General features: G+C 67.6%; 8 protein-coding genes and 1 tRNA gene. 4 read left to right on the top strand and 5 right to left on the bottom strand.

What is annotated here, in order from left to right; genetic code table 11:
- The first annotated feature begins 47 nt into the window (after positions 1 to 47).
- A complete protein-coding gene (locus WBG56_RS11300) occupies positions 48 to 1,472 on the top strand; it encodes an efflux transporter outer membrane subunit (RefSeq protein ID WP_424268790.1) in 1,425 nt (474 codons plus the stop codon).
- Between the two features lie 10 nt (positions 1,473 to 1,482).
- On the opposite strand, the gene WBG56_RS11295 is transcribed toward WBG56_RS11300, so the two are convergent.
- A complete protein-coding gene (locus tag WBG56_RS11295) occupies positions 1,483 to 2,484 on the bottom strand; it encodes a Nudix family hydrolase (protein ID WP_424268314.1) in 1,002 nt (333 codons plus the stop codon).
- 43 nt (positions 2,485 to 2,527) lie between these two features.
- The gene (locus tag WBG56_RS11290) at positions 2,528 to 3,379 is read right to left on the bottom strand and encodes an ATP-binding protein (protein ID WP_424268788.1); all 852 of its coding nucleotides are present in this window, start codon (positions 3,377 to 3,379) and stop codon (positions 2,528 to 2,530) included.
- A gap of 96 nt (positions 3,380 to 3,475) precedes the next feature.
- On the opposite strand from WBG56_RS11290, the gene ispB reads away from it, so the two are divergent.
- Both ispB and WBG56_RS11280 read left to right on the top strand, forming a co-directional pair.
- Positions 3,476 to 4,441 carry an octaprenyl diphosphate synthase gene (gene ispB, locus WBG56_RS11285; protein ID WP_424268312.1) on the top strand — a complete coding sequence of 322 codons (966 nt, stop codon included), beginning with the start codon at positions 3,476 to 3,478 and terminating at the stop codon, positions 4,439 to 4,441.
- Between the two features lie 63 nt (positions 4,442 to 4,504).
- Positions 4,505 to 4,581, top strand: a tRNA-Pro gene (locus tag WBG56_RS11280).
- 93 nt (positions 4,582 to 4,674) lie between these two features.
- Here the strand turns inward: WBG56_RS11280 and WBG56_RS11275 are convergent.
- A complete protein-coding gene (locus tag WBG56_RS11275) occupies positions 4,675 to 5,820 on the bottom strand; it encodes a PQQ-dependent sugar dehydrogenase (RefSeq protein WP_424268310.1) in 1,146 nt (381 codons plus the stop codon).
- A gap of 174 nt (positions 5,821 to 5,994) precedes the next feature.
- Between WBG56_RS11275 and WBG56_RS11270 the strand changes: the two genes are divergently transcribed.
- On the top strand, positions 5,995 to 7,440 hold the full coding sequence (locus tag WBG56_RS11270; protein WP_424268308.1) for an NAD-dependent succinate-semialdehyde dehydrogenase: 1,446 nt from the start codon (positions 5,995 to 5,997) through the stop codon (positions 7,438 to 7,440).
- A 3-nt stretch (positions 7,441 to 7,443) separates the two neighbouring features.
- On the opposite strand, the gene WBG56_RS11265 is transcribed toward WBG56_RS11270, so the two are convergent.
- Entirely contained in the window at positions 7,444 to 8,142 is a 699-nt protein-coding gene (locus WBG56_RS11265; RefSeq protein ID WP_424268306.1) for a response regulator, read from the bottom strand.
- The gene (locus WBG56_RS11260) at positions 8,139 to 10,796 is read right to left on the bottom strand and encodes a DUF4118 domain-containing protein (RefSeq protein ID WP_424268304.1); all 2,658 of its coding nucleotides are present in this window, start codon (positions 10,794 to 10,796) and stop codon (positions 8,139 to 8,141) included. The genes WBG56_RS11265 and WBG56_RS11260 overlap by 4 nt, the downstream gene beginning before the upstream one ends.
- Between the last annotated feature and the right edge of the window lie 7 nt (positions 10,797 to 10,803).

Genomic DNA, 10,803 nt, shown 5'->3' with positions numbered 1-10,803 from the left:
GCCGCGGCGGCTGCGCCGGGCGCCGCGTCCGCCTGGGCCTGGTGCTGATGCTGGGCCTGTCGCTGGGCGCCTGCGCCGTCGGACCCGACTACCGGCGTCCGGCGCAGGATCTCGGCGCCGCTTATGCGCACGCCCCGGCGGGCCAGTGGCGCTTGGCACAGCCCGGCGATGCCGCGCTGCCCCTGGATTGGTGGCGGATGTTCGGCGATGCGGGGCTGGACGCACTGATGGCCCGCATGCCGGCCGGCAACCTGGACATCGCGCAGGCCGAAGCCCAGTACCGACAGGCGCAGGCCGCCCTGGGGTCCGCGCGGGCGGGGCTGTTTCCGTCCCTGGACGTGTCGTCCTCGGCCACCCGGTCGGGACAGGGCCTGTCCAGCGCCAATAATCCGTCCAACAATTTCTCGCTGTCGGGCAGCGTCAGCTGGGAAGTCGATCTATGGGGCCGGGTGCGCCGCGACGTCGAGGCCGCTCAGGCGGGAGCCCAGGCCGGCGCGGCCGATCTGGCCGCCATGCGCCTCAGTCTGCAGTCGACCTTGGCGCAGACATATATCGGCGTGCGAGCCAGCCAGCGCCAGGATGCGCTGCTGGCCCGCACGCTGGACGAATACGAACGGGCGCTGCAGATGACGCGCAACCGCTACGCGGCCGGCGTGGCATCGTCGGCCGACGTGGCGGCGGCCTCGGCCCAGTTGGATCAGGCCCAGGTGCAGCGCATCCGTCTGGGTTGGCAGCGGGAACAGCAGGTGCACGCCCTGGCCATCCTGTTGGGCCAGGTCCCTGCAGGCTTCCGGATGCCGGCGGGCGACCGTCTGCCAGCAGTGCCCGCCGTGCCGGTGGGGGTGCCGTCGGCGCTGCTGCAGCAGCGTCCCGATGTGGCGGCGGCCGAGCGCCGCGCGGCGCAGGCCAATGCCAGGATCGGCGTAGCACAGGCCGCCTGGTTCCCCGATCTGACGCTCAATGCCCAGGGCGGCTTCCGGGCCGGGGAGTTCGCCTCCTGGATCATGGCCCCGGCCCGGTTCTGGACGCTGGGTCCCAGCCTGGCGCTCAGCCTGTTCGATGGCGGCGCTCGCAGCGCGGCTGTCGAGTCCGCCCGCGCTGCCTACGACGCCCAGGCGGCGCAATATCGCAAGACTGTGCTGGACGCCCTGCGCGAAGTCGAGGACGCCCTGGTGCAGTCGCAAGCCCTGGTGCGAGAACAGGAAGCCCAGGACCGCGCCCTGGCGGCATCCCGCGAAACGCTGCGGCAGGTGACGAATCAGTACCAGGCCGGTCTGGTGGATTATCTGAGCGTGGTGCAGGCGCAGACCAGCGCCCTGAGCGCGGAGCAGAATGTGCTGAGCCTGCAGTCGCAGCGTCTGGCCGCCGCCGTGCAACTGGTGGCGGCCCTGGGGGGTGGCTACGTCGAGCCCGTAGCGCAGGCAGCGCCCGCGGGGGATGGCGCGCCTGCCTCGGGCCAACGCAGCCCCTGAGGCCTGCGGTTCAGCAGGTTTCGATCAGTTGCCCGCGCAGGGCGGCGATCCCGTGGGCGCCGTTGCGCCGCGCGGCTTCCTGGGTATCCAGCGACTGCCCGCCGATGGCGAAGACCGGGCGGCCGGCCGCCGCGGCCAGCGCGCCGAACCGGTCCCAGCCCAGGGGCGCGGCGCCCGGATGGCTGTCGGTCTCATGCACATGGCCCAGCACGACAAAATCGGCCTGCAACTGCCGGGCGGTGGCGATGCCTTCCTCGTCGTGCGCCGAAACCCCCAGCCAGCCGGGCGGGCGGATATCCTGCTGCAGGACGCGGGCGGCATCGGCAGCCCGCAACTGGATGCCGTCGGCCTGCGACCACCAGGCGTGCGGGTGGCAGCTATTGATCAGGCATCGGGCGCCCTGTTGGCGGCACAGCGCCAGCGTGGCCTGGAAGGCTGCCTGCAGGCTGTCGGCATCCCCGGCCCAGCCGGGCTCGCGGAACTGCACCAGTTGCAGGCCGCCCAGCAGTTCCTGGCGCAGCCGGGCCAGCCAGCCCGCGAGGTGGTCGGGATGGCCGATGCTGCTGATCCGGTAGCGGGTAGGCAGGCGCAGCCAGCGTAGCGGCGGGGCGGCGGCCGGCAGCAGGGAACCGCCGCCGGGGCCGATCGGGTGTTCTGATTCGTCCAGGCGGATGTCCCAGGGGTCCACCCAGTCCAGCGCCTGGTTTTCGCGGCCGTGCGGTTCCCCTTCCCAGGCCGTGACCTGGCAGAACGCCAGTTCGACGATGGATTTGGGGTATTCGTGCACGTGCACGACCCAGGGATAGACGCGGGTGGCGCGGATGCCCAGTTCCTCGTCCAGTTCGCGGACCAGAGCCTGTTCGACGGTTTCTCCGGCTTCGATCTTGCCCCCCGGGAATTCCCACCAGCCCGGCCAGGCCTTGCCTTCGGGACGTTGGCCCAGCAGCAGCCGGCCTCGGGAGTCAAGGATCAGGCCGGCGGCCACGCGAACATAAGGTTTGGGATCAGTCATGGCGGATCAGGAGCAGAGTTTTCGGTGGGCGGTCGGGGCGGCGTCAGACATGGCGGGCGGCCCAGTCACGGGCGAATTGCCGGGCGACCCGGCCTGAGCGCGAGCCGCGTTCCAGCGCCCATTGCAGGGCCTCGGGGCGGGATGCGTCGATCTGGTCCGCCGAGCACCCGTGGAAGGCCAGCCAATGGTTGACGATGTCCAGGTAGTCGTTTTGCGCGAAGGGATAGAACGACAGCCACAGGCCGAAGCGTTCCGACAGTGAGATTTTTTCTTCCACGGTTTCGCCCGGGTGGATTTCGCCATCGGGCTGGTGCTGGGCTTCCAGGTTTTCGTGCATGTATTCCGGCATCAGGTGGCGCCGGTTGGACGTGGCGTAGATCAGCAGATTGTCCCCTGGCGAGGCCACCGAGCCGTCCAGGGCGGATTTCAGGGCCTTGTAGCCGGCCTCGCCTTCCTCGAAGGACAGATCGTCGCAAAAGACGATGTAGCGTTCCGGCCGATTGGAAATCAGTTCGATGATCTGGCCCAGGTCGCCCAGGTCGGACTTGTCGATCTCGATCAGGCGCAGACCCTGACCGGCATAGGCATCCAGCAGGGCGCGGACCAGGGAGCTTTTGCCCGTGCCGCGCGCGCCGGTCATCAGCACGTTGTTGGCGGGCCTGCCCTGCAGAAAGGCCAGGGTGTTGCGTTCCAGCGTGGCCTTTTGCCGTTCGACGTGCTGCAGGTCGCCCAGGTGGATGGGCGCGATGCGGTGGACAGCGTCCAGCCAGCCGCGCGCGCCACGCCGCTGCCAGCGGTAGGCATGAGCGGTCCAGTCGATGGCCGGCGGGGCGGGCGGCAGCCAGGCCTCGATCTGGGCGAGCACGCCCAGGGCGCGTTCCATGAGGGCCTGCATTTGTGGGTCAGCCACTGGGTTCTCCTGATTGTGATCCGGAAAGTATAATCTGGGTCTTTGCGGCCGGCGCCGCGCCCACCAGTATCCGGGTCCGCCTTGAATTTCTCCGAACTCTTCGCCCCCATTGTGTCCGACATGCAGGCGGTCGATGCCGTCATCCGCGCCCGTCTGGATTCCGAAGTCGTCCTGATCCGCACAATCGGCGATTACATCGTCGGCGCGGGCGGCAAGCGCATGCGCCCGGCCATGGTGCTGCTGGTGGCGGGCGCCATGGGCTACCAGGGGAACAATCATCATCGCCTGGCCGCCGTGGTCGAATTCATCCATACCGCCACGCTGCTGCACGACGACGTGGTCGACGAATCCGACATGCGCCGGGGCCGCGACACCGCCAACGCCGTGTTCGGCAATGCCGCCAGCGTGCTGGTGGGCGATTACCTGTATTCGCGGTCGTTTGAAATGATGGTGGAATCCGATTCGATGGCCGCCATGGCCGTGCTGTCGGCCGCCACCACCATCATTGCGGAAGGCGAGGTCCTGCAGTTGCTGAACGTCCACGATCCGGACGTCTCTCTGGACCGCTATCTGCAGGTCGTGCGCTACAAGACCGCCAAACTGTTCGAGGCCGCCGCCCAGGTGGGGGCCATCATATCCGGCGCCACGCCGGAACAGGAATCCGCCGCCGCCGCCTACGGCCGGCATATGGGCACGGCCTTCCAGCTGATCGACGACGTACTGGACTACAGCGGCGACGTGCAGGCGCTGGGGAAGAACGTCGGCGACGACCTGCGCGAGGGTAAACCCACGCTGCCGCTGATCCGCGTCCTGGAAACCGGCACGGCTGAACAGCGCGGCCTGATCCGTCGGGCCATCGAAACCGGCGACGCCGATTTCGAGGCCGTGGCCCGCGCCATCCACGCCACCGATGCGCTGGACTACACCCGCCAAGCCGCCCAGGCCGAGGCCGATCTGGCCCGCCAGGCCCTGTCCGCCTTCCCGAATTCCGTTTACCGTGAAACTCTGCTAAAATTCTGTGCTTTCGCGGTCGAGCGTGATCGTTGAAATTTCCCGTGTTGGGCGCAGGTGCTGGGTTTCCCCGATTTGACGTCCTTCAAGCATCCCCGTCGGGGTGTAGCTCAGCCTGGTAGAGTACTACGTTCGGGACGTAGGAGTCGCATGTTCGAATCATGTCACCCCGACCATCATTCAAGAAGCCGGATCAGCGTTTAGCTGATCCGGCTTTTTTCATGGGTTCGAAGCCCGGGTAGGGCTCGTGGCCGTCCAATACCGGTTGGTCATCGGGCGATCAGCCGCAGCAGCGCCGCATGGGCGCCATCCTGGATGATCCAGACCGCCCCGTCGGGCGACACGGCGACGTCGCGGATGCGCGCGCCCTGGGGCCAGCGATCGGCCTGCCGGGCGGCGCCGTCGGGGCCGAACGCGATCCGCACCAGGCTCTCGGCCCGCAGGCCGCCGATCAGCGCCGATCCTTGCCATGTGGGGAATTGCGATCCCTGGTAAAACGCCAGTCCGGCAGGGGCGATCACGGGGGTCCAGTAGACGCGGGGGGCCTCGAATTCCGGATGTGTGTCATGCCGGGGGATCGGGATGCCGCTGTACTGGTCGCCATTGGAAACGACCGGCCAGCCGTAGTTCTTGCCGGGCAGGATCAGGTTCAGCTCGTCGCCGCCCCTGGGGCCCATCTCGTGTTCCCATAATCGCCCGTCGGGCGCGAAGGCCAGCCCGTAGGGGTTGCGGTGGCCGGTCGTCCAGGTCAGCGCGCGGGTGCCATGTTGCCCGGCCATGGGGTTGTCGGCCGGGGCGGACCCATCCCGGTTCAGGCGCAGGATCTTGCCTCGGGCTGCGTCGGGATCCTGGGCCGTGTCGGGTTCCATGCGGTCGCCGACCGTCAGGAACACATGCCTGCCGTCGGGCGAAAAGGCGACGATGCCACCGGGTTGGCCGCCGCGGCTGCCCGGCTGTTGCCGCCACAGGATTTCCGGTGCGTCCAGGCGCGCGCCGCCGGCGGATTCCTGCAGCCGGGCGCGGGCCAGGACCAGCGCGCCGCCCGCACTGTCGGGCGCCACGAAGGTGAAATACAGGGTGTGGTCCCGGCTGAAATCCGGTGAGGGCGCCACATCCAGCAGGCCGTTCTGGCCCCGGTCATAGACTGCGGGGATGCCTTCGATAGCGGTTTTGGCGCCGGCCTGGGTGGCCAGGAACATGCGGCCGGCCTTTTCGGTGACCACGAGGCGGCCATCGGGCAGGAAGGCGATGGCCCAGGGGGCATTGAATGCGGCGACGCGCTGAAGGGCGAAGGGTGTCTCGGCATCCGGCGCGAGGGCGCCTGCGTTGACGGACGCGGCCTGGGCGCGGGGCAGCGGCAAGGCAAGCAACGTGGTCAGCATCAGCCGGGCGAGGAGGGAGGATCGGGTCATCATGCGTGCGCCTGTCATGGTTCGCCGGGTCCGGCATCGACCCTTGATTTATAGTAGGTGCGCGCGCTTTCATCAAGGCGCGCATCCTGCGCATCCCTTCCCGCGTACTCTATACTCAGTCGATCTCATCCGATGCGGACGGCTGTACGTCCGATCCCGATTCAAAGGTACCCAACGATGACAAGCCATGCATATCCCGATACACAGCTCCTGATCGACAATCAATGGGTGGCCGCGGCCGATGGCCGCACGCAAGACGTGCTCAACCCGGCGACCGGCCAGATCATCGGCAAAGTAGCCCACGCCGGTATTGCCGATCTGGATCGCGCCCTGGCGGCTGCGCAGCGAGGGTTCGAGACGTGGCGGGACACGCCGGCGCACGAACGCGCCGCCGTCATGCGCCGCGCGGCGGCCTTGCTGCGCGAACGCGCGGAAGACATCGCCCGCCTGTTGACGCAGGAACAGGGCAAGCCGCTGGCCGAGGCCCGGGGCGAGACCCTGGCTGGCGCCACGCTGCTGGAATGGTTCGCCGACGAAGGACTGCGGGTGTACGGCCGCATCGTGCCGTCGCGCAATTCGCAGGCCCTGCAGATGGTCGTGAAAGAGCCCGTAGGCCCGGTGGCTGCATTCACGCCCTGGAATTTCCCCATCAATCAGGTCGTGCGCAAACTGGGCGCGGCATTGGCGACGGGCTGCTCCTTCCTGTGCAAAGCGCCCGAAGAAACGCCGGCTTCTCCGGCCGCATTGCTGCAGACCTTCGTCGATGCGGGTTTGCCGCCGGGCGTGGTCGGGCTGGTCTACGGCAATCCGGCGGAAATCTCCGCTTATCTGATCCCGCACCCCGTCATCCGCAAGGTCACGTTCACCGGATCCACCCCGGTCGGCAAGCAGTTGGCCGCCCTGGCGGGCGCCCATATGAAACGGGTGTCGATGGAACTGGGCGGCCACGCCCCGGTCATCATCGCCGAAGATGCAGACCTGGAACTGGCGGTCAAGGTCTCCGGCGCCAGCAAGTTCCGCAACGCAGGCCAGGTCTGCATTTCGCCCACGCGCTTCCTGGTGCACAGCAGCCTGGCGCGCGAGTTCACACAGGCCTTCGTGCGCCATGCCGAATCCCTGACCCTGGGCGATGGCCTGGCGGAAAACACCACCCTGGGGCCTCTGGCCAACGCCCGCCGCGTCTCGGCCATCGCCCAAGTGGTCGAGGACGCCCGTCAGCGCGGCGCCGAGGTTCTCACCGGGGGTAGCCGTGTCGGCGATACAGGCAACTTCTTCGCGCCAACCATCATCGCCGGGCTGACCACGGACGCCGATCTGTTCAACAATGAGCCCTTCGGCCCGGTGGCGGGCATCCGCACCTTCGATCGCCTGGAAGAAGCCATCACCGAGGCCAACCGCCTGTCTTACGGTCTGTCGGCCTACGCCTTCACCCGTTCGCTGCGCAATGTGCAGCAACTGATCAGCCGTGTGGAAACCGGCATGCTGTGGATCAACCAGCCCGCCACGCCGTCGGCCGAATTGCCGTTTGGCGGGGTCAAGGATTCCGGCTATGGTTCCGAGGGCGGCCCCGAGGCGCTGGAAGCCTATCTGAATACCAAGGCGGTCTCGGCCGTCGGGGTGTGATGCTTACGTCAGCCCCGCCAGCCGGTAGCCCACTTGCAATTCGGTGATCAGGTACTTGGGTTGCGTGGCGTCGTCTTCCAGTTTCTGGCGTAATTGCATCATGTAGATGCGCAGGTAGTGGGCCCGGTCCGCATAGCCCGGGCCCCAGGTTTCCAGCAACAGCTGACGGTGGGTCAGCACTTTGCCCTGGCCTCTGATCAGCGCCGCCAGCAGGCGGAATTGAATAGGTGTCAGGTGGACGGCCTCGCCATTGCGGGTGACAGCGTGGCTGGCCAGGTCCACTGCCACCGGCCCGAAGACGACCTGTGAAGATGCCGCGTTGACGCCGGGTATCGCATGCGCTCGCCGCAGCAGGGCGCGGATGCGCGCGATCAGTTCGGGCACACCGAAGGGCTTCACCAGGTAGTCGTCGGCCCCCGCATCGAGGGCCGCGACCTTTTCCGCCTCTTGCTCGCGCGCGGACAGCACCAGGATCGGCGCTTGCGTCCAGGTCCTGACATCCTGGATCAGGTCCTTGCCGTCGCAGTCGGGCAGGCCGAGATCCACGATGATCAGGTCGGGCCGGCGCGTTGCCGCGTCCGTTCGGGCCTTCTGGCCGGATGGCGCTTCGAAGACGGTCATGCCCTCCTGCTCCAGGGCGATGCGCACGAAGCGGCGGATGTTGGCCTCGTCTTCGACGATCAGGATGGTTTGCGTAGTCATGCCTGGCTTTCATTGTCGATGCCGGGCGCGGGGCGCAGGGGCAGGTGGATGTCGAAGATGGCGCCTCGGGGGAGACGGGATCTGGCGGTGATGGTGCCGCCGTGCGCGCCGATGATCTGGCGGCAGAGCGCCAGGCCCAGTCCGACGCCGGCGATGGAGGATTCCTTGCGCCCTCGGGCGAAGGATTCGAACAGGGTTTCCGGGTCGTCGCATGGGAATCCGGGGCCGTCGTCCTCGATCAGCAGGACGATGGTGGTGTCCGTGTGTCGGCTGCGAATGGCGATGGTGCTGGTTGCCGGTGTGTATTTGGCGGCATTGTCGAACAGATTGCCCAGCACGCGCTCGATCAGCGCCGCGTCGACTTCGACGAGCGGCAGGTCGTGGGGCAGGTGGGTAGTGACGACCCTGGGGTGGAGCACGGAGGAGGACCGCGCCAGCGCGCTGCCCACGATGTCGCATAGGGAATGCCATTCTTTGTGCAGGGTGACGCCCTCGCTTTGCATGCGGGCCAGATCGAGCAGATTGGACACCAGGCGTCGCAGTTCGTCCGATTCGACCCGGATGGATCGGGCGATGTCCCGGCGTTCCGCGTCTCCCAGATCCGCCGGGTGTTCCAGCGTTTCGGCCAGGCCGCGGATGGCGGTCAGCGGCGTCCTGAGATCGTGGGACACGGAGGACAGCAAAGTGTTGCGCATTTTCTCGCCTTCCATGCGCATGATCGTGTCCTGGGCGACGTCGACGTAGTGAATGCGTTCCAGGGCTTGCGCGATGGCCGCGCAGCAAGCCTCCAGCAGGCGGCGGTCGTCGGGCGCGGTCGGGACGGATGGACTGGCCGGCAGCATCGCCAGCACGCCACGGGGCGCCATCGGACCCTTGAGGGGCAGATACAGCGCGGGAGCCGCGTTCAGTGTCTGGGTGCCGTGACCGGCCGCCTCGGTGTGATCGAAGCACCATTGCGCAACCGAGAGATCGACCCCGCCGGGGAGGGGAGCGGCCAGCAATTGCCCGTTGCCCCCGGGCAGGAGCAGAAGCGCCTGCATGTTGAAGAGCGGGCCGATCATATCCCGGCAGATGGCGATGATCTGGTCGACCATGATGGCGCCCGCCAGCCCGCGCGTCACGCGCACCAGCGTGGACGCGCGCCGTTCGCCGTCCTGGGCGGCCTTGGCCTCGGCGCGCAGCTTGGCTGCGAGCTGTCCGATGATGAGGGCGACGGCCAGCATCACGCCGAATGTGAAGATGTATTGTGTGTCGCTGACGGAAAAGGAGAACTGTGGCGGGACGAAAAAGAAGTCGAAGAAAGCGACGCAGAGTATCGAAGCCCAGGCCCCCGCCAGGCGCCCCAGTTTCAGGGCGATGAATACCACGGTGATCAGAAACAGCATGACCACGTTGGACAGGTCGAAGACTCGCAGCAGGCCGTTGGCCAGTCCCGCGGCCAGACAGCAGATGATGGTCGCCAGCGCCAACGCGGCGGCGGGGCGCGGCAGGCCGTTGCGCGCCGCGGGCCGCCGGGGCCGGCGCTCTGGTTCGGTGCGCAGCAATATCAGTCCGATTTCCGGGTCCGCGCGCGCGATTCTTTCCGTCAGCCGGGGCCGCAGCGGCAGGGAGGGGCGTGTCGCCGCATTACCGAGGATCAGCAGGGTTGCGTTGTACTGCCGGGCGTAGTCCAGGATCGATGGCGCGAGTTCTTGTCCGGGCGCGCTGACGAGTTCGATGCCCGCTTGTCGGGCGCAGGATGCCAGGTGCAGCAGTGCTTCCTGGGCCTGGGTGTCGGTGCTCTCCCAGGGTTGGCTGATATGGACGGCAATCCAGTGCGTCTGCAGGCGCTGGGCCAGGCGGGCGCCCTCGCGGATGAGGGATTCCTGCGACCGGCGCGCGCCGACGCAGACCATCAGGAGATCGCGGGTCGGCCAGACCGTGTGGATCGCATGTGAAATCCGGTAGCTGCGCACATCCGCATTGACCAGGTCCGCCACGCGGCGCAGGGCCAGTTCGCGTAACGCAGTCAGATTGCCGCGCCGGAAGAAATGCTGCCGCGCCGCCGCGATGGAGGAAGGCAGATACACTTTCCCGGCATCCAGGCGCGCCAGCAGATCGTCGGTCGGCAGATCGACCAGCACGACGTCGGTCGCCTGGTCGAAGAAATGATCGGGCACCGTTTCGCGGATCCGGATGCCCGCGATGCCGCTGACGATGTCGTTGAGGCTGTCCAGATGCTGGACGTTGAGCGCCGTGTAGACGTCGAAGCCGGCATCCAGGAGTTCCTCGACGTCCTGCCAGCGTTTGGCGTGGCGGCTTCCGGGCAGGTTGGAGTGCGCCAGTTCGTCGACGACCAGCAACTGGTATTCGGATGCCAGGGCGGCGTCCAGATCGAATTCCGACGCGAGCCGTCCGGCGGCGCGGACCTCTCTGGGCGGCAAGCAGGCGAGTCCTTCGGTCAGCGCCTGAGTATCCTGGCGGCCGTGAGTCTCGACGATGCCGATGGCGACCAGGCCGCCTTCGGCGTGTCGTTGGTGGGCGGCCTGCAGCATGGCATAGGTCTTGCCCACGCCCGCGCAGGCCCCGAAGAAAATCTTCAATTGGCCGCGATGCCGCTGCGGGTTGCTGCCTACGACCTGGAGGAGCTCGTCGGGATTGGGGCGGTCTTCCATGGTGTGC

Source organism: Castellaniella sp. (assembly GCF_049671645.1).
GTDB lineage: Bacteria > Pseudomonadota > Gammaproteobacteria > Burkholderiales > Burkholderiaceae_B > Castellaniella.
The sequence above is the reverse complement of the archived record's forward strand: the minus strand, read 5'-3'. Positions and strand labels throughout refer to the sequence as shown.